Source organism: Vibrio sp. 704, assembly GCF_033339295.1.
In genome coordinates this window covers 23,189-47,273 of record NZ_JAWOUH010000007.1, presented here as the reverse complement: position 1 = coordinate 47,273, position 24,085 = coordinate 23,189, and the positions used below count along the sequence as shown (strand labels likewise).

The 24,085-nt window shown below is 44.5% G+C and carries 25 protein-coding genes and 1 pseudogene; 17 read left to right on the top strand and 9 right to left on the bottom strand.

The window, feature by feature from the left end; all coding sequences use genetic code 11:
• The first annotated feature begins 10 nt into the window (after nucleotides 1-10).
• Both groL and R7R24_RS12105 read left to right on the top strand, forming a co-directional pair.
• A complete protein-coding gene (gene groL / locus R7R24_RS12110) occupies nucleotides 11-1,609 on the top strand; it encodes a chaperonin GroEL (RefSeq protein WP_053304624.1) in 1,599 nt (532 codons plus the stop codon).
• Nucleotides 1,610-1,714: 105 nt separating this feature from the next.
• The gene (locus R7R24_RS12105; protein ID WP_080257663.1) at nucleotides 1,715-1,924 is read left to right on the top strand and encodes a hypothetical protein; all 210 of its coding nucleotides are present in this window, start codon (nucleotides 1,715-1,717) and stop codon (nucleotides 1,922-1,924) included.
• A gap of 130 nt (nucleotides 1,925-2,054) precedes the next feature.
• On the opposite strand, the gene R7R24_RS12100 is transcribed toward R7R24_RS12105, so the two are convergent.
• Nucleotides 2,055-2,666, bottom strand: a complete 612-nt coding sequence (locus R7R24_RS12100) for a LysE family translocator (protein ID WP_047102790.1) — start codon at nucleotides 2,664-2,666, stop codon at nucleotides 2,055-2,057.
• A 109-nt stretch (nucleotides 2,667-2,775) separates the two neighbouring features.
• Here R7R24_RS12100 and R7R24_RS12095 point away from each other — a divergent pair, with 109 nt between their 5' ends.
• Together R7R24_RS12095 and R7R24_RS12090 are read left to right on the top strand one after the other, a co-directional pair.
• A complete protein-coding gene (locus R7R24_RS12095) occupies nucleotides 2,776-3,666 on the top strand; it encodes a LysR family transcriptional regulator (protein ID WP_005388706.1) in 891 nt (296 codons plus the stop codon).
• A gap of 59 nt (nucleotides 3,667-3,725) precedes the next feature.
• Nucleotides 3,726-4,097 carry a VOC family protein gene (locus R7R24_RS12090; RefSeq protein WP_005373979.1) on the top strand — a complete coding sequence of 124 codons (372 nt, stop codon included), beginning with the start codon at nucleotides 3,726-3,728 and terminating at the stop codon, nucleotides 4,095-4,097.
• A gap of 98 nt (nucleotides 4,098-4,195) precedes the next feature.
• Here the strand turns inward: R7R24_RS12090 and R7R24_RS12085 are convergent, their stop codons facing one another.
• Nucleotides 4,196-4,417 carry a hypothetical protein gene (locus R7R24_RS12085; RefSeq protein ID WP_017635120.1) on the bottom strand — a complete coding sequence of 74 codons (222 nt, stop codon included), beginning with the start codon at nucleotides 4,415-4,417 and terminating at the stop codon, nucleotides 4,196-4,198.
• 122 nt (nucleotides 4,418-4,539) lie between these two features.
• Between R7R24_RS12085 and R7R24_RS12080 the strand changes: the two genes are divergently transcribed.
• The gene (locus R7R24_RS12080; protein WP_005373975.1) at nucleotides 4,540-5,067 is read left to right on the top strand and encodes a TetR/AcrR family transcriptional regulator; all 528 of its coding nucleotides are present in this window, start codon (nucleotides 4,540-4,542) and stop codon (nucleotides 5,065-5,067) included.
• 44 nt (nucleotides 5,068-5,111) lie between these two features.
• Here the strand turns inward: R7R24_RS12080 and R7R24_RS12075 are convergent, their stop codons facing one another.
• Nucleotides 5,112-6,062, bottom strand: a complete 951-nt coding sequence (locus tag R7R24_RS12075) for a helix-turn-helix domain-containing protein (RefSeq protein WP_044129538.1) — start codon at nucleotides 6,060-6,062, stop codon at nucleotides 5,112-5,114.
• A 184-nt stretch (nucleotides 6,063-6,246) separates the two neighbouring features.
• On the opposite strand from R7R24_RS12075, the gene R7R24_RS12070 reads away from it, so the two are divergent.
• From R7R24_RS12070 to R7R24_RS12055, 4 genes are all read left to right on the top strand, one after another.
• The gene (locus tag R7R24_RS12070; protein WP_005388715.1) at nucleotides 6,247-7,659 is read left to right on the top strand and encodes an ethanolamine ammonia-lyase subunit EutB; all 1,413 of its coding nucleotides are present in this window, start codon (nucleotides 6,247-6,249) and stop codon (nucleotides 7,657-7,659) included.
• Nucleotides 7,652-8,536, top strand: coding sequence for an ethanolamine ammonia-lyase subunit EutC (gene eutC, locus R7R24_RS12065; RefSeq protein ID WP_054579241.1), 885 nt, complete (start codon nucleotides 7,652-7,654; stop codon nucleotides 8,534-8,536). The genes R7R24_RS12070 and eutC overlap by 8 nt, the downstream gene beginning before the upstream one ends.
• Nucleotides 8,537-8,547: 11 nt before the next feature.
• Nucleotides 8,548-9,951, top strand: coding sequence for an ethanolamine permease (gene eat, locus R7R24_RS12060; protein ID WP_206946940.1), 1,404 nt, complete (start codon nucleotides 8,548-8,550; stop codon nucleotides 9,949-9,951).
• A 187-nt stretch (nucleotides 9,952-10,138) separates the two neighbouring features.
• On the top strand, nucleotides 10,139-11,194 hold the full coding sequence (locus R7R24_RS12055; protein WP_054579243.1) for an NAD(P)H-dependent flavin oxidoreductase: 1,056 nt from the start codon (nucleotides 10,139-10,141) through the stop codon (nucleotides 11,192-11,194).
• Between the two features lie 38 nt (nucleotides 11,195-11,232).
• On the opposite strand, the gene R7R24_RS12050 is transcribed toward R7R24_RS12055, so the two are convergent.
• On the bottom strand, nucleotides 11,233-11,712 hold the full coding sequence (locus tag R7R24_RS12050; protein WP_054579244.1) for a peptide-methionine (S)-S-oxide reductase: 480 nt from the start codon (nucleotides 11,710-11,712) through the stop codon (nucleotides 11,233-11,235).
• A gap of 217 nt (nucleotides 11,713-11,929) precedes the next feature.
• Between R7R24_RS12050 and R7R24_RS12045 the strand changes: the two genes are divergently transcribed.
• A complete protein-coding gene (locus R7R24_RS12045; protein ID WP_017635127.1) occupies nucleotides 11,930-12,670 on the top strand; it encodes a DNA-binding transcriptional regulator YciT in 741 nt (246 codons plus the stop codon).
• On the opposite strand, the gene R7R24_RS12040 is transcribed toward R7R24_RS12045, so the two are convergent.
• The 4 genes from R7R24_RS12040 to R7R24_RS12025 all read right to left on the bottom strand — a co-directional run bounded on the left by R7R24_RS12040 (nucleotide 12,671) and on the right by R7R24_RS12025 (nucleotide 15,516).
• Nucleotides 12,671-13,564, bottom strand: a complete 894-nt coding sequence (locus R7R24_RS12040) for a DMT family transporter (RefSeq protein ID WP_005373960.1) — start codon at nucleotides 13,562-13,564, stop codon at nucleotides 12,671-12,673.
• Nucleotides 13,565-13,718: 154 nt separating this feature from the next.
• Nucleotides 13,719-14,075 (bottom strand): VOC family protein, encoded by a 357-nt coding sequence (locus tag R7R24_RS12035; protein ID WP_042523322.1) that lies wholly within the window; start codon nucleotides 14,073-14,075, stop codon nucleotides 13,719-13,721.
• Between the two features lie 29 nt (nucleotides 14,076-14,104).
• Complete coding sequence (locus tag R7R24_RS12030) at nucleotides 14,105-14,758, bottom strand: isochorismatase family protein (protein ID WP_054579245.1); 654 nt, start codon at nucleotides 14,756-14,758, stop codon at nucleotides 14,105-14,107.
• 32 nt (nucleotides 14,759-14,790) lie between these two features.
• Nucleotides 14,791-15,516 carry an NUDIX domain-containing protein gene (locus R7R24_RS12025; protein WP_054579246.1) on the bottom strand — a complete coding sequence of 242 codons (726 nt, stop codon included), beginning with the start codon at nucleotides 15,514-15,516 and terminating at the stop codon, nucleotides 14,791-14,793.
• A 298-nt stretch (nucleotides 15,517-15,814) separates the two neighbouring features.
• Between R7R24_RS12025 and pncB the strand changes: the two genes are divergently transcribed.
• The 4 genes and pseudogenes from pncB (at nucleotide 15,815) to R7R24_RS12005 (ending at nucleotide 19,487) form a co-directional block, all read left to right on the top strand.
• Nucleotides 15,815-17,125, top strand: coding sequence for a nicotinate phosphoribosyltransferase (pncB, locus tag R7R24_RS12020; protein WP_206946942.1), 1,311 nt, complete (start codon nucleotides 15,815-15,817; stop codon nucleotides 17,123-17,125).
• A 320-nt stretch (nucleotides 17,126-17,445) separates the two neighbouring features.
• A complete protein-coding gene (locus R7R24_RS12015) occupies nucleotides 17,446-17,805 on the top strand; it encodes a hypothetical protein (protein ID WP_005373947.1) in 360 nt (119 codons plus the stop codon).
• 214 nt (nucleotides 17,806-18,019) lie between these two features.
• A complete protein-coding gene (locus R7R24_RS12010) occupies nucleotides 18,020-18,538 on the top strand; it encodes a glycine zipper 2TM domain-containing protein (RefSeq protein ID WP_005373945.1) in 519 nt (172 codons plus the stop codon).
• A 170-nt stretch (nucleotides 18,539-18,708) separates the two neighbouring features.
• Nucleotides 18,709-19,487, top strand: a pseudogene (locus tag R7R24_RS12005) (SAM-dependent methyltransferase).
• Nucleotides 19,488-19,550: 63 nt separating this feature from the next.
• Here R7R24_RS12005 and R7R24_RS12000 read toward each other — a convergent pair.
• The gene (locus R7R24_RS12000; RefSeq protein WP_005373940.1) at nucleotides 19,551-20,432 is read right to left on the bottom strand and encodes a DMT family transporter; all 882 of its coding nucleotides are present in this window, start codon (nucleotides 20,430-20,432) and stop codon (nucleotides 19,551-19,553) included.
• Between the two features lie 93 nt (nucleotides 20,433-20,525).
• Here R7R24_RS12000 and R7R24_RS11995 point away from each other — a divergent pair, with 93 nt between their 5' ends.
• From R7R24_RS11995 to R7R24_RS11985, 3 genes are all read left to right on the top strand, one after another.
• Entirely contained in the window at nucleotides 20,526-21,410 is an 885-nt protein-coding gene (locus tag R7R24_RS11995) for a LysR family transcriptional regulator (RefSeq protein ID WP_005387224.1), read from the top strand.
• Nucleotides 21,411-21,590: 180 nt separating this feature from the next.
• On the top strand, nucleotides 21,591-22,205 hold the full coding sequence (locus R7R24_RS11990) for an outer membrane beta-barrel protein (protein ID WP_005373936.1): 615 nt from the start codon (nucleotides 21,591-21,593) through the stop codon (nucleotides 22,203-22,205).
• 160 nt (nucleotides 22,206-22,365) lie between these two features.
• Nucleotides 22,366-24,033, top strand: a complete 1,668-nt coding sequence (locus tag R7R24_RS11985; RefSeq protein ID WP_054574527.1) for an ABC transporter substrate-binding protein — start codon at nucleotides 22,366-22,368, stop codon at nucleotides 24,031-24,033.
• Nucleotides 24,034-24,085: the final 52 nt, after the last annotated feature.

The following is a 24,085-nucleotide window of genomic DNA, read 5'->3' as shown; positions in this document are numbered from 1 at the left end:
GGAGATAACCATGGCTGCAAAAGACGTATTATTTGCTAATGACGCACGTCAAAAAATGCTGAAAGGTGTGAACTTACTGGCGGACGCAGTAAAAGTGACACTAGGCCCGAAAGGCCGCAACGTTGTGCTTGATAAATCTTACGGCGCGCCAACCATCACCAAAGATGGCGTGTCTGTAGCGAAAGAAATCGAACTGAAAGATAAGTTCGAAAACATGGGCGCACAAATGGTGAAACAAGTGGCGTCCAAAGCGAATGATGAAGCGGGGGACGGTACAACGACGGCTACCGTACTGGCGCAATCTTTCATCAATGAAGGTCTTAAAGCGGTAGCCTCTGGCATGAACCCAATGGACCTAAAACGTGGTATCGACAAAGCCACTGAAGCGGCGGTTGAGAAACTACGTGAAATGTCTAAGCCATGCAGCGACAAAGAATCCATCACCCAAGTGGGTAGCATTTCTGCAAACAGCGATCGCGCGATCGGTGAAATCATTGCAGAAGCGATGGAGAAAGTGGGTCGCAATGGCGTGATTACGGTTGAAGAAGGCCAAGGTCTAAACAACGAATTGTCTGTGGTTGAAGGTATGCAATTTGACCGCGGTTACTTGTCGCCATACTTCATCACTAACCAAGAAAATGGCAGCGTAGAGCTAGACAACCCTTACATCCTATTGGTGGACAAAAAAGTCAGCAGCATCCGCGAGCTATTGCCTGTACTAGAAGAAGTGGCGAAATCTTCTCGCTCGCTATTGATCATTGCTGAAGACATCGAAGGTGAAGCGCTAGCGACATTGGTTGTGAACAACATGCGCGGCATCGTGCGTGCGACCGCGGTGAAAGCGCCTGGCTTTGGTGACAACCGTAAAGCGATGATGGAAGACATTGCGGTACTAACTGCTGGTACGGTCATCTCTGAAGAAATCGGCCTAGAGCTCGAAAAAGCAACGTTAGAGCAACTAGGTAGTGCGAAGAAAGTGACCATTACCAAAGACACAACAACCATTGTGGGTGGCGCAGCAGAAGCAAGCGCGATTGCTGATCGTGTGGCTTCGATTGAAAAACAAATCGAAACAACCACTTCTCAATACGACAAAGATAAGCTTCAACAACGTGTTGCGAAGCTATCTGGCGGCGTAGCGGTGATCAAGATCGGCGCTGCAACCGAAGTTGAGATGAAAGAGAAGAAAGACCGCGTGGACGATGCACTACACGCTACTCGCGCAGCGGTTGAAGAAGGTATTGTTGCTGGTGGTGGTGTTGCCCTAACTAAGATCGCGAAAGAATTGGCGGATCTAAAAGGCGACAATGATGACCAAAACGTGGGTATCCGAGTTGCGCTACGTGCAATGGAAGAGCCTCTTCGTCAAATCGCAACTAACGCAGGTGACGAAGCTTCTGTTGTGGCGAACGCTGTCAAAGCTGGTGATTCCGATTACGGTTACAACGCTGCAACAGGTGAATACGGCAACATGATCGAAATGGGCATCTTGGACCCTGCGAAAGTAACACGTTCAGCGCTTCAATTCGCAGCGTCTGTTGCTGGCTTGATGATCACCACTGAAGCGATGATCACCAACCACGTTGAAGACAAAGAACTTGATATCTAACGTCATCAATCGTTAGTGATTAAGTAAGCGTTAAAATAACAATAACATTGCAAAACCTAAGCGGGCTCGCTTGAGCCCGCTAATCAGTCATTTGAGGTAAGTGTTATGACCCGTTTACCTGCGTTTTCTTTCTCAATATCTGAGCCGGGCGGTAATGAAGCTTCGTCAAAGTGGCCGACTGCTATTCACTTCCCCCTCGTTCCAGCTGGGCCAGAGTTTTCGATCGAAAATGCTCTGCCTAAACGTCCGACAGTGACGATATTCACTATCGATCTGTCTCAGTTACTTAAAGGGGACGCTCGGGTCATTCATTAACTGCATCGAAACAGCCAGCGCACGTTGGCTGTTTTTTCTAATTTAAGGTATTGATAATGCAGATTTTTATTTGATTACAGCCACTTGTTCAATGATCAATTTGAATTGGGGTAATCGGACCGCAAGCGTACTACACTTTTAAGCCCAGCATCGCGCCGAAAATGATTAATCCCGCCCCACATGCTTGATTGAGTCGATGCTTAATCTTCAACAAGAAAGCTTGTAGCTGGGGTGACGTGAATAAAACAGCAACGATAGAAAACCAAATACCATGCAGCGCAATCATATAAATCCCGTAGAACAAGGCGATGTGTTGCTGACTAGAGTCGGGAGAAATCACTTGGCTAAAAATACTCAGAAAAAACAGCATCGTCTTGGGATTGAGTAAATTACACAGAAACCCCTGCATGAAAAATCGCCACATTGAATACTCGCTCTGTTGAACGGTTTCTGAGTTTGATGCAGGTTGCGAGGAGAATATTCCTTTAATCCCAAGGTAGACAAGATAAGCGGCTCCAAGATAGCGCACGAGATTAAACAACCATTCATTTTGTGAAATTAAGTAACTGATCCCCAGCATGGAGTAAGCGGTGTGGATGCTTATCGCCATGCTGATACCAATCGCACTGTATACGCCTGCTTTTCGTCCTTGATTTAAGCTATTTCTTAATACCAAAACAAAGTCTGCGCCAGGGCTAATGACAATAAGCACACCTAATAACGCAAGAGTTACAAATTCCATATCGATTTCCTGTTTGAATGATGAAGTCTGGGATGTAGCGGAATTGTAGGTGTCTTTATTACTGACTATAATCGAAAAATATTCCCATATTGGTGAGAAAAACTCACAGATTCGTCACCTGAAATCTTTTTATGTCTTCCACGTTGCGGCGAGTTCTTCAAGCTACACTGAAGCGGCTGACAAACTGAACATTACTCACGGAGCCGTGAGTAAGCAGATCAAGCAACTTGAGCAATATCTGTCTCAACCTTTGTTCTTCAAAGAGGGCAGGAAAGTCGTGTTGACGGCAGAAGGCGAATTACTCAAGACATACACAGAAACGGCATTCCAAACGCTAGAAACAGGCGTGAATACGCTTATTCAAGAGAAGCATCAGCATCTTGAAGTGTCTTGTGAACCGACATTAACCATGCGCTGGTTGATGCCAAGGTTGGCCGCGTTTAATGATGAACACCGTGCTGATGTTCGTTTGTCGACGGCTGGTGGCCCGGTAACATTAGGATCAACTGGGCTTTCGATGGCGATTCGTCGAGACGATTTTGCGCAGCATCACGATTACGACAAAACCATTCTTGTGGAAGAGTGGGTGGGGCCGGTATTTTCTCCTGAGTATTGGCAATCCATTAAAGACAATTTGAAAGCAGCTCGATTGTTGAATAGCCAAACCAGACCGAATGCTTGGGCGGATTGGCAGCAATCAACACGTTGTGAAACTTTCAACGGCAACACTCAGCAATCATTCGCGCATTTTTATTTTTGCATACAAGCAGCGGTGGACGGCTTAGGCGTCGCAATGGGATCGTATCCTTTTGTCATGGACGATATTAAGCGTGGTAATTTGGTCGCACCATTTGGGTTTTCTCCATCAAGTTGCAATTACGTTTTATTGAGTCAAGATAAAAAGCGTACAGAACTCGAACATAAATTTATCACATGGTTACAAACGCAAATGGCAGAGTGTGTGCCACTGTCATCACAGCAGATTACGCAAGGCGAATAGAAGGCATAGAGCGAGATTACGTCAGTCAGTTTTATGGAAAAAGGCTTAGGAAATTGGAAATGGAAAACCTCAATATTGTTGAAATCAAATCATTTGTTCCGGCGAAAGATTACGCGCTATCAAAACGCTTTTATGAGGCGATTGGCTTTGAAATGGCATCGGACTTCGGTGATGTAGCATACTTCTCTCAAGGTAGCTGCGCGTTTCTTTTACAGAATTTTTATGAGCCAGAACACGGCAATAACTTCATGATGCACTTGCTCGTAGAAGACGCAGAAAGCTGGCATCAGCACTTATCCAAAGTGGGTCATGAAGAATTTGGTTCGCGTTTGACTGAGTTGGTCGAGCAACCTTGGGGCATGCGCGAATGTTGTTTGTTTGACCCTAGCGGCGTTTTATGGCGAATTGGTCAGAACATGAATACTGACTAACGCCAGTCTTATTTTCACCACATCTACGCGCAGGTATTGAGATCTCGATATCTGCGCGTTTTCTTTTTTACTTAGCCTTGCCAACGTTTGTAGCGCACTCACGCCTTTTTCGAGGTGGTGTGCGATGGGCTAACGCCAAAAAACTCCTCAAGCAGCATGGCTTTGAGTTCTGCTCTGACTTCTGCGCCACCGATTAACGCCAAAAGTGCGAGTCCTCCTGGAATAAGGATGACCATTAATATCGGTCTTAAAATATACGAAAAGCAGAAGATGGTCGGGAAGAAAATCAATCCTTGGCCTAGTTTGTTTAATACGTACATGAGTGATTCCTTTTGTTTTTATATAAAATGAGCATGCTCAATTTTATAAATGAGCGCGCTCAATTTGTCAATCTCAACCACGCAAGGTATGATCCTTTCAGGCTCATTAAGCAGACACATCAATGACGAAGCGACAACAAACCAGAGATAAAATTCTAAAAGCCGCATGGGCATCTTTTGCTCAAAATGGCTATGACATGACGACCACAAGGCAGATAGCGAGAGAAGCAGGAGTAGCCGATGGCACAGTGTTTAGCCATTTCCCGACTAAACTGTCGATTTTGCGCGAAGGGATGCTGGCGCAACTGCAACAGATCAGCCAAGAAACGCTAGTCAGTGTGGAAGGTAAAACCGATATCGACATTGGTTTGGCGCTGACGGAGAAATACTATCGCTACTATTTTGCGAACGTTGAGCTGAGCCGAGCTTTGTTGAAAGAGGTGATTTGGGATTTGGATTATTATCAGTCGTTTAACCAAGCTTTGTTTCAATCTGTAAACGGAAGCTCCGTCCTTGAGGGAAAAATACCGCTGATTTTTGACTGCTATTTTATGACGTTAATCTCGCACTTGAGCCGTGCAGAACCGGATGTTGAAGCGGCACTTGAAGAGCTTCATGCTAAGTTTCAGCAAATCATTGCGACTGCATAACATGGCCCCAACGCAGGATCTGAAAGAATATACTGCCTGTCATTTTATTTGCTGGACTCCCATTTTCTCGTTTCAGTTGGCGTCTCACCAAATAGCCGCTTGTAGCTTTGACTGAACTGCCCGAGATGGAAAAAACCAAAGTCAAAAGCAATTTCTGCAATTGTTCGATTATCTTCAGGGCTTTGTAGCACTCTACGTACTTGATTCAGGCGCATTCGATGTATGAACTGCTTTGGGGAAGTATTACAGCAATGTTCAAAGGTGTACTGTAGTGTGCGACGACTGACGTGTACTGCGTCACACAGTTCACTGACGGTTATCGGTGTACGGTAGTCTAGATCCTGTAGCTGTTGTTTTATACGGTGCATCACGTGTTGACGATGAGAGATTGATATCGGATGGCTCGTGTGCAGTGAACTGAGTGAGAACAACTCCAGCACAATATCTTTTAAGATTGCTTGATGTGTGGTTTCAGACCATCTTGGCTCGGCGGAACCAAGTAACGTGCCTAAGTAGTATTTAAGTTGTTGAATGTGTTTTTCCGTCAAACCCGTTAAGTGTAATGTGTTGTTTTGGATACTCCCAAGCTCAAGTTGATTTTCTATGATGTGAACGAAGTTTTTGTCGAGCACTATTCCATAGATAGAAAACTGCTCCGGTGTCATTAACTCAAAATCAGCGCCACCTTGCCTAAGCAAAAGTTGGCTTGAATTAAACTGACTGTGATTTAGGTGTAGCGGCTTATTTTCCGCACTCAAACCCAACCAAATACCTCCCTCTTCAACCCTGCATTGCTGTCTTAGCGAGCGGTTACTGTCTTCACGAAACACATGGAAATTGGGAAATCGTCGTTCTCGAATTTGACCTAAAAATCGACCATCGCTGAGTTGGTCATATTCCTGTTGCCAGTTTATCAGACTCGCAGCTTGTTGGTTTGCATCCTTAGTGTGATGGATGCACAGCATTGGTGCAGTTTGGGGCATTTGGTTACTCATCCTTGTGATGCTCATTCCTTTTTTGTGAGTCATGTTGGATCAGTATTTACATAACTCATTGTTTATTATTGGTTTATAAATGTTGCCAGTTTTTGATAACGCTACGGAACACATTTGGCAATACTTTCTTAAAGCTTATTGATAGTTCAGCAAAAAGCGAACCAAATAGTGAAGAGGAAGAGCAATGACGGCAACTTATCGTCGGCAACAAGGAAGTAAAGTCTATACCTTTAAGTCATTAGCTGACTTGATGGCGAAAGCGACACCGGAGCGCTCAGGCGATGCGTTAGCCGGGGTTTGTGCTCAGTCAGCGGCAGAACGTGTAGTCGCACAAATGGCGCTGTCTGAGTTACCACTTAAAACGTTTCTTAACGAGGCGGTTATTCCATACGAAAGCGACGATATCACTCGCCTAATTATCGATACGCATGACCTTGAAGCCTTTAAGCCGATTGAGCACTTGACGGTCGGAGATTTTCGAAATTGGCTGCTGAGTGAAGAAGCCGATGGTGAAACGTTGGCTAAAATTCGTCAAGGTTTAACACCAGAAATGGTGGCCGCAGTCAGTAAGATTATGCGCAACCAGGATTTGATTCTCGTTGCTAAAAAATGCCAAGTTGTCACGGCTTTTCGGAATACGATTGGTTTGCCGAGTCGCCTGTCTACTCGCTTACAGCCGAATCATCCCACTGATTCTCTCAACGGTATCGCAGCGACCATTTTTGATGGTCTGATGTACGGAAATGGCGATGCGGTTATCGGTATCAATCCGGCAACAGATAATGTACCTCAAGCTATTAAGTTAATGAACTTAATGGATGAGGTGATTCAACACTATCAAATACCGACTCAGTCTTGTGTGTTAACTCATGTCACGAACACGATCGAAGCCATTGAAATGGGTGCACCAGTCGATCTCGTTTTTCAGTCGATAGGCGGCACGCAAGGGACGAATGATACCTTCGGAATCGACTTGTCGATTTTGAAAGAGGCCCATGAAGCCGCGTTGTCTTTGAATCGAGGTAGCGTAGGAAACAATGTGATGTATTTTGAGACCGGACAAGGTACAGCGCTGTCTGCGAATGCGTTTCATGGGGTCGATCAGCAGACTTGTGAAGCCCGCGCTTATGCTGTCGCGAAACAGTTCGATCCTTTGTTGGTTAATACTGTCGTTGGGTTTATTGGCCCTGAGTATCTGTTTGATGGCAAACAGATCATTCGTGCTGGGCTTGAAGATCATTTCTGTGGGAAGTTGCTTGGTTTACCTATGGGTTGCGATATCTGTTACACCAATCATGCCTATGCCGATCAGAATGACATGGATAACTTGCTGACACTATTAGGTGTGGCCGAGTGCTCGTTCATCATGGGTATTCCAGGGTCTGATGACATCATGCTCAACTATCAAACTACCTCATTTCACGATGCCCTTTACGCAAGAAAAGTACTCGGTTTGAAGCCAGCACCAGAGTTTGAACAATGGTTAATGGAGATGCAGATTTTCGAGAGCGTGCAAGACGTTCGGTTAAGTGAGCAAATCTCTCGCTCGTTTTCGGGAGCAATTAACCAACTGAATAAGGGGTATTCTCATGGGTAAAGTAATCACCATTGCTCAGTCCCCACAAGATGAGTCTGAAGTTGTCACACATAACCCTTGGGGCAAGTTACGCGACTTCACCTCTGCTCGGATCGCTCTGGGTCGCAGCGGGAACAGTGTACCAACCAACGAGTTACTCTCATTTCAGCTGGATCACGCCCAAGCTATGGATGCAGTGCATTGCAGTTTGAATATTGAGTCTCTCGTTGCTGGTTTGTCGGACTCTTACTCGATTCTTGAAAATACCTTAGAACCTCCAGTGGTAGTGAGCAGTCAAGTGAGTGACCGGCTTATGTACCTGCAAAGGCCCGATTTAGGAAGGCTGCTTGATGAATCTTCTTGGCAAACGCTCAACTTGATAGCAAATGAGCATAACACTGACATTGATCTTGCGATTGTTATTGCTGATGGACTTTCTTCCGTCGCAATTCAAAACCATGCCGTGCCTGTTGTTACTCGATTGATTTCTCTTTTAAGCGCTGATGATGAACATCAATGGAAATTCGCACCTATCACAATCGTAAAGCAAGGAAGAGTAGCGGTAGGGGATGATGTTGGTGAATGTTTTAACGCCAAGGCCGTGCTGGTTTTAATTGGAGAGAGACCCGGTCTAACTTCTCCGGATAGCATGGGTATGTATCTCACTTGGGGGGCTAAACGAGGCTCTAAAGATTCCCAAAGAAACTGCATTTCCAATGTGCGCCCTCAGGGGCTCAACTATGACGATGCCTGTGAACGCGTATTTTACTTGCTCAAGGAGGCTCGAAAATTACAACTGTCAGGAGTGAACCTGAAAGATCGCTCCGATATCAATGAGCCAAGTGGCGCAAGCGTTGAAGATAAACACAGCGACAACTTTTTAATTTCATCAAAGTAGAAGGATTTACTATGTCTAAACATCAGGAGTACTTGGCCAAAAGGCAGCTAAAAAGAGGCACCGCAGGTTGGATTTTACTTGCTGGCTTAGGTGTCTCGTATGTTATATCTGGTGACTTTGCCGGTTGGAACTTTGGCATCGCTCAAGCAGGATGGGGAGGATTTCTTATTGCTGTTATCGCGATGGCAATAATGTATTTCACGCTAGTATTGTCTTTAGCTGAAATGTCTGCGGCGATTCCTGCTGCGGGTGGTGGTTACAGCTTCGCAAGACAGGCGATGGGGCCGACAGGTGGCTTTTTCACTGGCTTATCAGTTTTGATTGAATATGCGCTCGCACCTGCTGCGATAGTAATTTTTATTGGCTCAGCAGTGAATGAATTGGTTGGTATTGATGGCCCTGTTGTTTACGCACTTTTCTACGCCGTCTTTATCGCTATTCATATGGCAGGGGTAGGCGAAGCTCTCAAAGTAATGATGGTCATCAGCGGTTTGGCTGTGCTAGCTATTCTAATTACTGCTGCTGTGCTTATTGGTCATTTTGATGTTAACAACTTATTCGATATTGCTCCGGCGACGGCTCAGGCAACAGAAATCTTGCCGTTTGGGTGGTATGGCGTATGGGCTGCGTTGCCATTTGCAATGTGGTTGTTTCTTGCGGTTGAAGGTGTGCCTTTAGCGGCAGAGGAGGCAAAAAATCCGGCAAAAGATGTTCCCAAAGGCATCATTGGTGCGATGCTGTTTTTATTGCTAACCGCAACTATCGTAGTCGTCCTTTGGGCTGGTGCGGTTGGCTCAAAGGTCATAGGCGATAGCGCGGTGCCATTAGTTGACGCCCTAAAGCTTACGGGCAATTCAACGGTAGCAATGGCCGTGAACTTACTTGGATTGGCTGGCCTTATCGCTTCTTTCTTTTCAATCATTTATGGTTACAGTCGCTTGGTGTTTGCGCTTTCCCGCGCGGGTTATTTACCGCAAACTTTGTCATTAACCAGTGACAAAAAAGTGCCTTCTCGTGCGCTTTTGGTTCCGGGCGTTTTTGGGTTCTTGGTTTCACTTACGGGTGAGGGGGACTTAATCTTGGCGATGGCTGTTGTCGGTGCGACTGTATCGTACGCATTAATGTCCTTGAGCCATATTTTATTGCGAATTAAACAGCCGGAATTAACTCGTCCATATAAAACGCCTGGTGGGATAATTACGTCGAGTATTTCTCTGGTGCTTTCTTTGATCGCAATGACAGGTGTTTATGCTTTTGATCCCTCAGCCTTTTTCATGACAATGGGATTGTTTCTTATCGGTGGTGTTTATTATGGGTTATACAGCCGCAACAAACTGGTGGCAGCAACCGCCGAGGAAGAGTTTGCCATGCTGTCTGTAGCAGAGCTAGAGCTTGAATCAGATGTCGTACGATAGTCACTTTGATTCTTGTTATTCAGCATATTAAGGGAGCCATAGGCTCCCTTTGTCATTTCTATCAAAAGTGCATAGCGCACAAATGCATCACTTTAACTTTATAAGCGGTTAATCATGTGAAAGTCTAGTCTGGATAACGATGGCGAAGATCCATCACAGGTAAAGGTTAAGTTTTCAAGGAAAGAGCATGATAAACAAGGTATTTAATACACTTTTGGGAACAGAGTTACCGATTATTCAAGCGCCAATGGCTGGTGTGCAAGACAGCCAAATGACCATAGCCGTCAGTAATGTTGGCGGGCTTGGCTCGTTACCTTGTGGAATGCTGAACAAAGACGCCATCGTAAAAGAACTTCAACTTATCAAGCAGGCAACTAACCGACCGTTTAACCTCAATTTCTTTTGCCATGAAATGCCGGAGTATGACGCCAACAAGCACGAAAAGTGGCAAAAAACGCTGCAACCGTATTTTTCCGAGGTTGATGCAACCGTTCAGGCTCAGCCAAACGCTCCGACAAGGATGCCTTTCAATCATGCTATTGCTGACGCGATTGAACCATTTGCACCGCCAGTGATCAGTTTCCACTTTGGTTTGCCAGACGATGATCTGTTAGCTCGAATTAGAGGGTGGGGAGGGAAGATCCTTTCGTCAGCGACCACGGTGGACGAAGCACTTTGGCTAGAAGCAAAAGGCGTTGACGGTATTATCGCCCAAGGCTTGGAGGCTGGTGGACACCGAGGTATGTTTTTATCGGATGATTTAACTACTCAATTAAGTTTGATGGCGTTATTACCACAAATCGCCAAACGGGTGAATTTGCCTGTTATTGCTGCAGGCGGAATCGCTGATAGAAGTGGGGTGGAAGCCGCGTTGAGATTAGGAGCGAGTGCCGTTCAAGTTGGCAGCGCCTATTTGTTGTGCGATGAGGCGAAAACATCGTCTTTACATCGATATGCCATTGCCAGTGAACGCGCTCAACATACCGCTTTGACCAATGTTTTCTCGGGCCGACCAGCGAGAGGCATTGTGAATCGCGCGATGTCGGAGCTAGGCTACATCAGTGAGTTTGCGCCGAAATTCCCATACGCCTCCATTGAAATGGCTCAACTTAGAGCGCTTATGGAAAAGCAAAACCGAGATGAATTCACACCGTTGTGGTGCGGACAAAACTCGTCGGGTTGTAAGGAAATATCGGCGGCAGAAATGACATTGTCATTAGTGGAAGGCATCGATTTAAACTGATATGCATCTTGCCTTTTAAAGCGATGCTGACTGAATGGTTACGAGTTATCCCTGTATTTATGTAGTAAATCTAATGGGATGTGGCAGTAATCATTCGGAAAGTTTGTGAGTCTGTCTTGGTGCTCATCATCACTTGACACATAATTTGTGAGTGGCAGTACTTCTACGGCGATCTTGTCGGCGTCCGGTCGTACTGCGATACACGCTTTCGCCATGGTGAGATGCTGTTCGTTTTGGCTATAAACACCAGTACGGTACTTCTCACCTACGTCTTCACCTTGCTTGTTAACGCTGTAAGGGTCGATTATCTCAAACAAATACCCCATTAAAGTTTCAACCGAAACTTGCTCAGGGTCGAACTGGGTTTTCACGCACTCTGCGTAGCCATCGTATTCGGATTGAGTGTTATCCGTTGTGCCATTTGCTCGCCCGGCTTCTGTGTTGATTACGCCCGGAAGGTGGCGCATAAATTCTTGCACGCCCCAAAGGCAACCGCCTGCGAAGTAAATTTCTTCCATTACTTTTATCCTAGTCTTTACCGTTGTTGGGATGTAGGGAGTTAACCCCTCTTCTTCCATCCCATTTTCGTTGCCCTATTATCTGTTGATGGGAGCGATATTCGCAAGGTACAGCTTGGCTAATCAGACCACGCGTTTTTTCCTTTTTACTTTCAAGTTCTTTTCATATGAAACATCAGGTGAGTATACTGTAAGCTCATCAATAAGGAGCGAACCTGTGAACCCAAGACAAAATGAAATCCTGCAATTAGTGAACGACCGTAAACGCGTTCAAGTCACAGAGCTTTCTGACATCATTGGCGTGTCGGGTGTGACCATCAGACAGGATTTGAACTTTCTGGAGCAGCAGGGCTACCTAAAGCGCGTTCACGGCGCAGCTACCGCGTTGCAAAGTGATGACATTGATGCCCGCCTAGAAGTACGTTTCGATATTAAACAATCGCTCGCAAACCAAGCTGCGGATTTGGTCGCACCTAATGAGACAGTGCTGATTGAAGGAGGCAGTGCCAATGCGTTGTTGGCTCGGACATTGGCTGAGCGCGGCGATGTGACCATTATTACGCCATCGGCGTATATCGCCCATCTCATCCGTAACACTTCTGCCAACATTATCTTGCTTGGTGGCGTGTATCAGCACCAAGGCGAGAGCTTGGTCGGACCGCTGACTAAGTTGTGTATTGAGAACATTCATTTCAGCACAGCCTTTTTGGGTATTGACGGCTTCCATCAAGACACTGGCTTTACTAGCCGCGACATGATGCGTGCTGAGATTGCAGAAACCATCATTGCGAAAAAAAGGCGCAATATTGTTCTAACGGATTCTAGTAAATTTGGGCAGATTTATCCCTCATCAATTGGTAAAACTGACGAAATATCAGTGCTGCTGACTGACAAAGCCGCTCCGAAAAGCGACCTTGAACAAATCAAAAAGCGAGGTGTGGAAGTTATATTAGGCTGATTAAGCCACGCTTCGTTTTCGCTTCGCGAGCATTGCTGTTGGGGAGAAACCGGTGACTAGCATAGTGCCGCTAAGCACTAGAATTGTTCCTATGATGGTGTTAGAGCCGACGGGCTCATCTAGAACCAAGTAGCCCCATAAGATACCAAAAACAGGAACAAGAAAAGTGACAGTCAGTGCTGACGCTGGGCCGATATCAGAAACTAAGCGGAAATAGAGCAAATAAGCGAACCCTGTGCATACAACGCCGAGCGTGACAACAGAGCTCCATTCGAAATGACTTGGTTCTGCACGCATTGGTAAGAATGGTAGCAGCGGCAGTACCCAAATAACCGCCGCCCACATACTGCCGTGAGCATTGTCAAAAGCTGGTACTTGTGGCGCATTTTTAGTGTAGTTGGTAGCAATGCCATAGCTGAAAGAAGCCATCAAACTGGCGGCAATAGGGAGCATGGCTTCTTCACCTATGGTTGAAGTATCTAAGCCGACCAAGACTGCAACGCCTCCAATGCCTATTAGCATACCGAGAACAGATTTCGCTGTGAGTGGGCTGCGGTACCAAACAAAGCCAACTAGTGCTCCCCATATTGGGGCGGTTGAGTTCAATATTGCTAAAGTTGATGCATTCAGTGTCTGGGCTGCGTACGCAAAGAGTAAAAATGGAACTGCGCTATTGAATAAGCCAATAATAAAGAAGTGTTTAGTATGCGCAGTTAACGTGAGTTTCTTCTTCAAATATACGGCGATCAATAACAAAGCGACGGCGGCAAATGTAACTCGAAATTCGATTAAGTAAGCTGGCCCGAATGTGTTGGCGGCGACTCGCATAAACAGAAACGAGCCACCCCAAATAGCAGCGAGGCAGAGTAAGCGAAAAAAACTGACGGCAGTCATTTGACATCCTTGGTCGAGGTCTAGCGCCTCATCGATTAATTGTTGCGCTAACAGTGAATTAAACCAAGGATGAGGTCAACCAGAAATGTAATGCCAGTTCCGGATCTGGCTAGCTTGGGCTCACGTTGATGGTGTGTTGTTGATTTGTGATGACTTAATGGCTCTCTGACCATACTGCGAATTCATTTCCACTCGGTTCAGTGAAGTGGAATCGACAGCCGCCGGGGAATTCGAAAATAGGGCGGATAATTTTTCCACCATGCTGCTCTACTTTTGTCTGAGTGGCCTGAATGTCTGAGCTATAAAATACTAAAAGTGCGCCACCATTTGCGGTTTGGTTTATAAACTCAGATTTGAAGAATCCGCCATCCAACCCTTGTCCTGAAAATGCAGAATATTCTGGACCATAATCGGTAAAGCTCCAGTCAAAAGCACGCTCAAAAAATTGTTTGGTCGCACTGACATTAGTGGAACCAAATTCAACGTAATTCAATTTTTCATGTTGATGCATGGTGAAATCCTTCTCGGTTACTATCGTTTCTAGGCGAACTTTTCTACGATGATGTCGTCCGCTTTCTCGACAAATAATGCGCCATTATCTCTGAGCTCTGTCAGCACATTCTCTACATTATCAGGCAGCACCGCTCGAGTTGAAGCAAGATTAACTACCACATTGTAGCCAAGTTCCAGCGCTTGCATGACGGATTTTTTCACGCAAAAGTCCAAGGCAAGGCCACCGATAACTAAGGTATCAATCCCGTTGAACTTTAGAAATTCATGCGCACCTGTCGTTTTGGTGTCGGCAATATCATGGAAAAAAATACCGTAAGGGTGCGCATCAGGATCCATGCCTTTATTAACTTGAAAATCGTAGTCCAACACGGGTGGTAAACCATCTAGCAGCTCAGAACCTGTTGTGCCAAGCACACAGTGACGGTTCCACTTTATATCCACATTCGGTAAACCAACGGGCTCAAGCATATTGGATGGCGATTCTGCATCCCATTTTGCTTTCGGTGGGTGTAAGTCACGACTGACCAGTTTTAATCGGCCTTTGGCATGATTACTCAGAAGCTCCGGTACGATTTCCAACGCACCTGCAACGGGCAGTTCATTTGGACATAACTCACTAAAGCCTTTCTCTGGATCAACGTCGATCACTGCTGTAGTTTGATAGTTTACTCGAACAGTCATGGCAGACTCCTTGTCTGTCAGATTGTCTGCGTTTATCCACGCAAACAGTTTTGAAAAAAGGTTACTTCGTCGCTAGTCAGCGTATATACCATTGCGGGTTTTCCACCTTTGCCTTTGTTGGTTGAAGCGACTTTATTAGTGGGTTTTAGTACGCCTGAATCTATCAAGCGGCGCTTAATCGTCATTCGGCTGATATCAATACCAAACTCTTGATAAGCAGAAATGATGTCCGCAACCAAAAACTCTTTGTCTAATGCAAACAAAAGAACCGATGTGTATTCAATGGATGCACGAAGCTTTTGCCACGCTTTTTCAATGGTTTTTTGATGATCAAATGCGAGGGTTTCTTCTTCATTGAGAATAGCCTGTAGCGAAAACCATTTAAGTTGGCATTCCGGTACACCTGCATTATTTATTTGCTCTACATTGTTACGATCAACTAAGGCGTAGTGCGTAATGTTTAAGCTCCAGTCTTCTGGATCGCGTTTTGGATCACCGTCGATAAACGCTTCGCTAAAATGGCGAGGGTAGGTATGGATTTTCTCACGGCAAATTCGGCGACGCGCCGCTTCAAAGTTTTCATCGGCCGGGCGTCCGCCTTCACTGGTTAAGTCTTTATCAAAGACAAATCCGCCCGGTAGTGCCCAGACTCCATGGTATGGCCGATTTGGATTTGAACGTTTAATCAACAACACTTCCAATCCCTTATCGGCACAGCCAGATAGCCTGAATGGAATAATGTCGACAGATACGATCATGGTTGGGTCCTAATATTGATTTGTAAGTAATCTAGCGCATAACAAGTGGTCAATCAATGGGTAAGTAACGAGTTGTTAGAAACGTTTTTGGTAGTGTTCGTAATACGGTTTGAGCATAAATTTACGGATGACTCTGACTTATTCACAATGCTTGCTCGAATTCTAGACAAAAAAACCTTATAAAAATGAGTGGTTAGTAACAAAAGTTGACAAACTATAGATGGGTGTTTATTGTTTACGCAAATTAGTTAGTAACAAAAAGTTATATACCCAGGAAGGGCATGTAGAAGGGCACCTAATGACCACCAAACTATTTTCTTCCCGCATCATTCAAAGTGCTTTGGATTTCGATGTCTACAAAGTCAATATGATGAGCGCTGTAACAGCGCTTTACCCTGATGCGATGGTGTCATATAAGTTTATCGTGCGCAGTGAGGAAGACCTCTCTGAGCTTTTGCCCGAGGTAAAAGCCGAAGTCCTTAAACTGCAAGATATTCAATTTACGCAAGAAGAAATTGAATATATTAAGCGTGTCGCGCCTTACCTGAATCCTGACTTTGTTGATGCACTGCGCCATTTCCGTTTCAACCCACAAAGCGATGTCTCTTTCCATAACAAAGCCATGGCTGATGGCTCAAGCCAGTTAAGAATTACCATTAACGGTTTGTGGCGAGACACCATCTTGTACGAAACGATCATCATGAGCATCGTGTCTGAAGTTCGTAGCCGTCAGCGTTGGTCAGATATCCCTGTTGCGCAATTTACCACTGTTTTAGAAGAGAAAGTTCGACACCTAAAGTCGGAACTAAAACGTCGTAACATTACTAACTTTAAATTTTCTGACATGTCGACGCGTCGACGTTTTTCCTTTCAAGCTCAGCGCACTATGCTGGAATATTTGTGCCAGGAAGTGCCGGAATGTTTGACAGGAACAAGCAACTATCACTTAGCAAAAGAGCTAAACTTGACGCCTATCGGCACGGTTGCTCATGAATGGTTTATGGGACACCAAGCTCTGGTGAATGTGCGAGATTCGCAAAAAGTGGCGTTGCAACGTTGGCAAAAAATGTCTAATGGTGCACTAGGTATTGCGTTAACCGATACGATTGGTATCGATGCTTTCCTTAAAGACTTTGATGAAGAACTAAGTAACGCGTACTTCGGTGTACGTCACGATAGTGGTTGCCCTTATAGCTGGGGTGAAAAAATGATTGCACACTACCAGTCGCTGAATATAGACCCATTAACAAAAACACTGGTGTTTACCGACGGACTTAACTTCGAACAAGCGTTAGATATTTGCGAGTATTTCCAAGGACGTATTCAGGTGAGTTTTGGTATCGGTACTTTTCTTGCCAATGATATGGGTGATTATGTCAATAAAGATGGTGACGCCTACCAGCCACTTTCTATCGTGATAAAAATGGTCACGTGCAATGGTTCACCGGTCGCCAAAATCAGTGACGAACCTGAGAAAGCCATGTGTGAAGATATCTTCTTTTTGATGAATCTCAAGCGCCGCTTTGAACAACCTCTTGATTTAAATGAGTGTCGTAAAATGATTGATCGTTTAGAAACTGAAGGTCAAAATTATCTCATCGACGTGTAGGCGTTATCCTCTCTCCTTGATAAGCACCCTCTATCGTTACGACAAATTTATATAGGTAAACGTGGAGGGTGATTTCGTTATAGTAATATACAGAAGTAACCAGATACAGCGCAGGAAAGCACTCAAAAGTTGATGTGTTATCTGCCTTTGATTGGTGTAAATCGATACGTTACAGCATCGTGGACGGTGTATCTCATCCGACACTAAACTCAGTCTAATCACGTAGTTTATTCCCACGTACCATGAGCTCACTCGGGTATAGACGTCTATCTGCTTTTATGGCTTTGGGCTTCACGTAGTTGCTTGAATCAGGAGTCAAAATGAACCTAGTAGTACATTTGCAAAAGAAAGCGATCCGAAAATATGGCTATGAGATGGCTACTCGCCAAGCATGGAAGTGTGGTATCAAGGCAAATCTTGTAAAGCGCGTGATTGGCCTTTTTAAAGGACAAATTGTTTGTGTGGTTGAAGGTTGCCGAGCAGAGTTTTCTTCTCCTCTTAATAACCCCCTTCACGAAGATGACAAGCAGGGGCGATATGTGTTTGTTGGCGGTGTATGCTGGGAACCAAATAACATTATAGCGCCTGGTTTCCCTGATTTTATGTTTATGCACGTGCGTAATCTAAGCCACCGTCATAAGTATTTAACGGATGACGAACTATTTTTGAGCTTGGCTTAAAAATAAATTTCATAGACTAGTTCAGCCCAATCATAATCAGTAGTGATACAGTTTTAGCTCTGTTGACACGTTGCTGAGTGTTTCTTGACGTATCTTTTATAAAACAGTGTTTCTTTACTTGTTAATGACAGAGGGTTTGTTTTCGTCTGATGTGATTTCCCTTTTGCGATTTACCATAACGCTCATCAAAGCAAACCATACTGGGATGTAAATCATGAATATGAAATCTATCGCAATTGCAACGGCAGTTGTTGCTGTACTAGCAGGCTGTAAAGACAAAACGCCACCAGCTCCAACTCAAGCAAACATTACTTTGGTTGAAGCGGTGACTGAAACGGTGAAAAAGCCGCACCAAGTATGTAAAGACGTGGTAGTAACCGAGCAAGTTGCCCCTGCGGATGACAATAAAATTATTGGTACGGTTGGTGGCGCAGCAGCTGGAGCAGCGCTGGGCAACCAAATCGGTGGTGGCTCAGGTAAAGTGATTGCAACTGCAGCTGGTACGATTGCTGGTGCACTGACAGGTCGTAAGATCCAGGAAAATGTGCAAAAAGGTGATGTAGTAACAACGACGAAAAAACAGTGTCATACAGAATATACGACATCTGATAAAGTAGTGGGTTACGACGTCACTTACGAAGTTTCAGGTGCACCAACGACGGTTCGTTTGGCGAGCAAGCCAGCGACAAAAACGTTCCCAATTCAAGATGGTAACGTTGTTCTACCACAATAGTTAGCGACTTAACCGAAGCGATTAACAAGCCCTTTTATCTTTGAGATGAAAGGGCTTTTTCACATAAGCGGCGTTTTCATCTGTTTTCCCATTGGAATGTGCGGCCAGAAATACCCGTTAATTTCCGCGTTCGATACAATCACTTTTCTTAAAGTACGAACGGAAAAAACATGGAAGATTTTTACCTGACCGAGCACGGTTTGGCTGGTTATTTCGAGGCGCAATGGTTCGACAAGTTCATTGAGGAGCAACAGATTGAGATGATAACCAGTCGCTCAAAACAAGTCCCACTTTCTTTTTTGTCATCACCTCACTGCTCCCAAGTTGCTGATTTTATTGCGCAAGTGGTAATCGAAAGCAGCGTTCAGCCGTATTCCCTACTTGAGGTTGGGGCGGCGCTGGGAAGAAATTATTATGAGCTAGTGCAACGCTTACCTAACCTTAAAGAAGCGACGCTTGTGGAGCCTTCAAATAGGTTAATGGATGGCTTGAAGCAACTGTTAATAGAAGAACAACGCGTCGAGCTTACTTACCTTCACGATGTGAACACCTTAAACACTTTAGAGGTTGAGAATAGAGATATCGTACAGAAATGTGCTCATGTTGATTTGACGCTAATTAACCAGCCTTTTGAGCTCGATACTCTCCAATCTCGCTTTGATTTAGTCGTATGTTTAAATGTGATTGATCAATGTGAGTCGCCACTTAGCGTGATCAATGCTCTAAAAAAACCACCAAGGTGGGTGGGCTGATCGTTGTCTCTTGCACTTATCAGTGGAACGCGAAACACATCAAAAATAAAGAAGAGGCGGTTGATGATATCAAAGAATACTTTGCTGAAGGCTGGCGTCTAGTGTCGGAAGCCGAGCATGAATATCGCATCCGGTTTAATGATCGCTTTGCAAGGCAGTTTTTATCTCACGTAGTCGCTTACGTAAAAACCGATTAGAGCCACATAAAAAAACCGAGCACTTACGGCTCGGTTTTTTAGTCTTTGGGTTAGAGCACAACTTTAAGTAACGTGCGCTTCTTGTTGCTCTTGCAACTTTTTCTTGCGACGCTCTCGTTTAGAAAGCCAAACCAGAGGCACAACAATCATAATGGTTCCTATTGCCATAAATATGTCTGGCACTTCTCCAAACCAAATCAATCCCACAAACACGGCACCAATTAAGCCACTGTATTCAGCGCTGGCAATTTTGTTGCTATCGATCGAGCGGTAAGCGATGACACATGTTGCTGCATAAATCATGATGAACAAACTTGAGCCAGCAGCAACAGGGAAAGCACTCCAGTCCCAAGGTTCTGCTTCGATCAGAACAAGCAAGAAGGCTACTGGAATACCTGCCAAGTTTGTCATCAATAACGTTTGCATCACAGACTGATTTTTTGGCAGTTTTCGAATGAGCAAGTTATTGATTGCTAAAGTAATTGCAACAACTAAAGCTGAAATGGCTGCCCAATCGATTTGGTCTGGACGAATGATGACCAATACACCGGCAAAGCCCATTATCGCTGCGGCGACCGATTGCTTAGACAACTGTTCTCCAAAAAAGATTGCTGCAAGCGGCAACATGATCAATGGCGCAGCGTAAAAGATCGCGTTCGCAGTTGCGAGCGGTAAAGATGAGATCGCCAAAACCATGAATATTGCACCAAGTAACCATACGTGAGCGCGAACAGCATGCCACTTAAACCCTTCAAGAAAAGGCGCATTTTTTGTTAGCAGGTAGACTGGCAGCAGGAAAAGCACCGCTGATATTTGTCGGAAAAAGACAAATTGAAAAATAGGCACTTCATTTCCGACACTTTTAATTAAAGAGTCCGAAAGCACCGCAATGAGATTTCCAACAATTAATAGCAGCATCGCTGCTCCGACCGATGTAACTTTCACTTTTTCCTCTCCTCTTTCTTTGCCAAAGAGTAGGTGATGTCATAGGATGAAGTGAAGTGATATTTATTAGTTTAAGTATGAGATTTTTAGATAATGAAATTGCCACCACTCAGAGCGGTTCACTGTTTTGAATCTGTTGCCAGAAACTCTAGCTTTTCGCTTGCTGCTGAAGAACTCAATGTGACGCAAAGTGCCGTTAGCCACCAGATACGATTATTAGAAGATTACTTGGGTGAATCATTATTTATCCGCCAAGGCAGAAAGCTCTCTTTGTCCGATACGGGCACCCGCTATTTAGAGGATATTAGCCCAGCAATTAGCTCAATTGCGATGGCCAGCCAAAAGGTGCGAGAAGGGGACAAAGGCAGCATACGGTTGGCGATTTATAGCTCGCTCGCCGTAAAGTGGCTTATTCCGCGTTTGTCTGATTTTAAGCGCCTACATCCAGAAATCGATCTGACACTCAATATGGTCGTTGGTGATCCTGAACAGACAGACAGCGTTGGCGATTGTTTCATCACGGTAGAAAAGCCAAAGCGAAACTACATGTCGGTAAAGTTATACGCGGAGACGCTGTATCCGGTCTGCAGCCATAAAATTTGGAAAGAGTTGCAAGATCAACCGATTCCAGAAGCGCTTTGGCGATACCCTATTTTGTCGACAGACTCAATTTATCGTGAGAGAGGAAAAGACTGGGCTGAGTGGTGCAGAGCGGGCGGTTACACCTTGCCGAAAGATGTCGATGTTCAACATTTTAGTCATATGTTGTTGGCAATAGAGGCGGCGCGTTATGACCAAGGCATCGCATTTGCGAATGATTTTATGCTCAATGAAAGAGATAAAGCGCACGATTTGGTGTACATCCCTTCTCATGGATTGGAAACCGGAGACAGCTTTTATTTTATTCATAAAAAGAGTCGAGCCAAGCAAGCGGAAATCATCAAGCTCACTAACTGGTTGAAGCAGCAATGCTTGTGAAATGACTAAATTGTCAAAATTAAGAAAGAAAGTGGCAAAGTTGTGTCTAAATATTTCATGTTTTATTGAGTTTTTATTCATTAACATCCACTTGGTTTTGAAACCAAGTGAAATGGACAGCATGGCATGCTTAAGGATGGGCAAAACACAACCTCAATAATTAACAGGCAGTGAAATACAATGTTTAAAAAAACATGGCTAATGACAGCCCTTCTAGCAACATGTTCTGTTGCAAACGCAGCTCCTTACGTTGGTGCATCTGTAGGTCAAGCATCGTTTGGTGATGTTAATGGCTCTATCAATGGTGGTGGTACTAACGCTAGCACTAAACTTAAACTTGAAGATGACTCAAGCCTTTCAGGCAAAGTATTCGGTGGTTACAAATTCAACGAATACATTTCTCTAGAAGCAGCCATTGGTGGCTACGATGCTTTAGACGGCAAAGTTGTTACTGTTGGTGATATGAAGTATCTATCGATTCAGCCAAAAGCGACTCTACCGATTGGCGATCGTTTCAACCTTTTTGCTAAAGCTGGTCTTTCTTACTTCAATGCTGAATTCAAAATTAGCAACTCTGTGATTGACGGTAGCGCAGGCCATACCACCATTTCTGACAGCACTGTAACAGGCATGTACGGTTTAGGCGCAGAGTTCGCTATTACTGAAAACTTTGCTCTACAAGTTGAATGGGAATACATGATGCCTGAGCTAGACATTGCGAAATTTGGCAATGAAAAAGTAACGGTTGATGCAGACATCAATGTATTCTCTGTAGGTATGAGCTACCGTTTCTAAGAATACTTATTCAAGTTACCTCTTGGCTTAGTAAACGTTTTTGACTTCTGTTGGTCGAGCTGAGTCCAAGCTTTGAATTTGTTTAGATATAGCACAGGAAGTTTAGTTGCTAAGCGTCCTGTGCTATTTTTTTGCTTTGGAATAACTCTTAGGAATCTTTGTGAACGATGTCAATCTTAGGTATCTGGATCTACTGTTAAAGCACTTTGAACCTCACCAGTATCACCTTGTTACGCTTTCTGAGCTAGAAGCGGTGATTTGCACGTCGAGGCGCAATGTTTCTATTGTGATGAAAAAGCTTGCCACTTACGATTGGGTCGATTGGCAACCTGCGATTGGCCGAAGTAACGCTAGCCGTCTCAGTATTAATATTTCCCTCCAACAAGCGATGACCGAGTTTTTGGTTGAGGAGCTTGGCAGAGGAAGAATGAACTCAATAACGAAACTTATTGATTGGTTCGGTCAAACCGCGGTTAGAGCACTAACCATCGCTTCTGAAAAAGTGAATCGATTGAATGAATCAAATAACGCTATTTTGATTTCTTCTTACCCTTGGGTATCCAAAATCGACCCTGCGAATACTTACCGTCACACTGAATTACACGTCGCGAAAAGCGTTTATGACGTATTGCTGACCCAAAATTCCAATGGTGGTATCGAGCCATCGTTAGCACACGAATGGAAAATGGAAGGCAAGGTAATGACGTTATGGTTGCGGCCAGGCATATATCGCCATGATGGCGAGCCCCTTAACATACAGGATGTGGTTTGGAGTATAGAAAGACTCAGGGAGATAAAAGGACCAGTTCACGAGCTCTGGCAATGCATTGATAGTGTGGTTGCAGAAACATCTAACTGCTTAAAAATTATATTGAAGCATCCGAACAAGTTGTTCCCATACATGCTAGCAACTCCTCATGCGTCTATTCTGTGTCGAGATGTCGTCTCTTTCGGTTCTAGTTATTCCTACCACATAGGGACTGGACCATTTAAAATCAGCGGCTGGAACCAGGAGAGTATGACTCTTGAAGCGCACAAAGAGTATTTTTCAGCACGCGCATTGTTAGATCAAATAACGCTGTCTCATGGTGATGTTAAAACCTTAAATATGTTGAGCTTTAACCAAAGTTCCGATCACGTTGAAGTGGAAAAAATTAGCGCATTTTCATATCTGACCTACCGCGAACGCGTGGAATCCCAACTCACAAAAGAGACTTGGTATCAACTCGCTGATTACATCCATGTGCAAAAGCGAATTTATGATGCGCCAAGTGCCGTTGACAGCATTCAGTTAGAGACTCATGAGCAAGATTTATCAATAACAGATGGTGGTGTGATACCTAAACTGAAAGGTAAAGTGGTATTAGCTGAACCTGTCTGGACGATACCGAGTCTAATTCGCCATTCCGAATGGTTGCACAGTGTGATTCGTGCAACGGGATTAGAGTTAGAGATCATTGTTATTGATGACATTAGTTTTCCTGAGGTAGTGTCTCACCAAGCAGACTTGCTCTTCATTGAGGAAGTCATGGAAGCACCATTTGAATATGGCATCTTCGAATGGCTGTCGATAGCAACTGGACTGCGTTTTAGTTTTGATCAAAGCCAGATGTTAAGCCATAGAGAAAAGGTTCGCAGAGCGATGGCAGATGATCACTCGCTACAGTCTTTATTAAACCTAGAGAAAGCGCTGCGCGATCAGTACCTATATTTGCCTTTGTTTGTTGGCTACGAAGAAGTGACAAAAACACAGCAAGTGCGAGGTGTGCAGGTGAAGAATACAGGCTATAGCGACTTACATAGGTTATGGATTGCTCATTCACACTAGAGTCTGTGTTCAAGATTATGCAAATGTCCAACGCATAAAGCCATCGAAATGA

Excerpts from the sequence above, each read along its gene's own strand:
- R7R24_RS12055 (WP_054579243.1), top strand. The coding sequence starts at position 10,139 with ATGATAAACAAGGTATTTAATACACTTTTGGGAACAGAGTTACCGATT.
- R7R24_RS12010 (WP_005373945.1), top strand. The coding sequence starts at position 18,020 with ATGAATATGAAATCTATCGCAATTGCAACGGCAGTTGTTGCTGTACTA.
- eat (WP_206946940.1), top strand. The coding sequence starts at position 8,548 with ATGTCTAAACATCAGGAGTACTTGGCCAAAAGGCAGCTAAAAAGAGGC.
- R7R24_RS12040 (WP_005373960.1), bottom strand. The coding sequence starts at position 13,564 with ATGACTGCCGTCAGTTTTTTTCGCTTACTCTGCCTCGCTGCTATTTGG.
- R7R24_RS12070 (WP_005388715.1), top strand. The coding sequence starts at position 6,247 with ATGACGGCAACTTATCGTCGGCAACAAGGAAGTAAAGTCTATACCTTT.
- R7R24_RS12105 (WP_080257663.1), top strand. The coding sequence starts at position 1,715 with ATGACCCGTTTACCTGCGTTTTCTTTCTCAATATCTGAGCCGGGCGGT.
- R7R24_RS12035 (WP_042523322.1), bottom strand. The coding sequence starts at position 14,075 with ATGCATCAACATGAAAAATTGAATTACGTTGAATTTGGTTCCACTAAT.
- R7R24_RS11995 (WP_005387224.1), top strand. The coding sequence starts at position 20,526 with ATGAAATTGCCACCACTCAGAGCGGTTCACTGTTTTGAATCTGTTGCC.
- R7R24_RS12100 (WP_047102790.1), bottom strand. The coding sequence starts at position 2,666 with ATGGAATTTGTAACTCTTGCGTTATTAGGTGTGCTTATTGTCATTAGC.
- R7R24_RS11990 (WP_005373936.1), top strand. The coding sequence starts at position 21,591 with ATGTTTAAAAAAACATGGCTAATGACAGCCCTTCTAGCAACATGTTCT.
- R7R24_RS12030 (WP_054579245.1), bottom strand. The coding sequence starts at position 14,758 with ATGACTGTTCGAGTAAACTATCAAACTACAGCAGTGATCGACGTTGAT.
- eutC (WP_054579241.1), top strand. The coding sequence starts at position 7,652 with ATGGGTAAAGTAATCACCATTGCTCAGTCCCCACAAGATGAGTCTGAA.
- R7R24_RS12050 (WP_054579244.1), bottom strand. The coding sequence starts at position 11,712 with ATGGAAGAAATTTACTTCGCAGGCGGTTGCCTTTGGGGCGTGCAAGAA.
- pncB (WP_206946942.1), top strand. The coding sequence starts at position 15,815 with ATGACCACCAAACTATTTTCTTCCCGCATCATTCAAAGTGCTTTGGAT.
- R7R24_RS12085 (WP_017635120.1), bottom strand. The coding sequence starts at position 4,417 with ATGTACGTATTAAACAAACTAGGCCAAGGATTGATTTTCTTCCCGACC.
- R7R24_RS12025 (WP_054579246.1), bottom strand. The coding sequence starts at position 15,516 with ATGATCGTATCTGTCGACATTATTCCATTCAGGCTATCTGGCTGTGCC.
- R7R24_RS12075 (WP_044129538.1), bottom strand. The coding sequence starts at position 6,062 with ATGAGTAACCAAATGCCCCAAACTGCACCAATGCTGTGCATCCATCAC.
- R7R24_RS12090 (WP_005373979.1), top strand. The coding sequence starts at position 3,726 with ATGGAAAACCTCAATATTGTTGAAATCAAATCATTTGTTCCGGCGAAA.
- R7R24_RS12080 (WP_005373975.1), top strand. The coding sequence starts at position 4,540 with ATGACGAAGCGACAACAAACCAGAGATAAAATTCTAAAAGCCGCATGG.
- R7R24_RS12015 (WP_005373947.1), top strand. The coding sequence starts at position 17,446 with ATGAACCTAGTAGTACATTTGCAAAAGAAAGCGATCCGAAAATATGGC.
- groL (WP_053304624.1), top strand. The coding sequence starts at position 11 with ATGGCTGCAAAAGACGTATTATTTGCTAATGACGCACGTCAAAAAATG.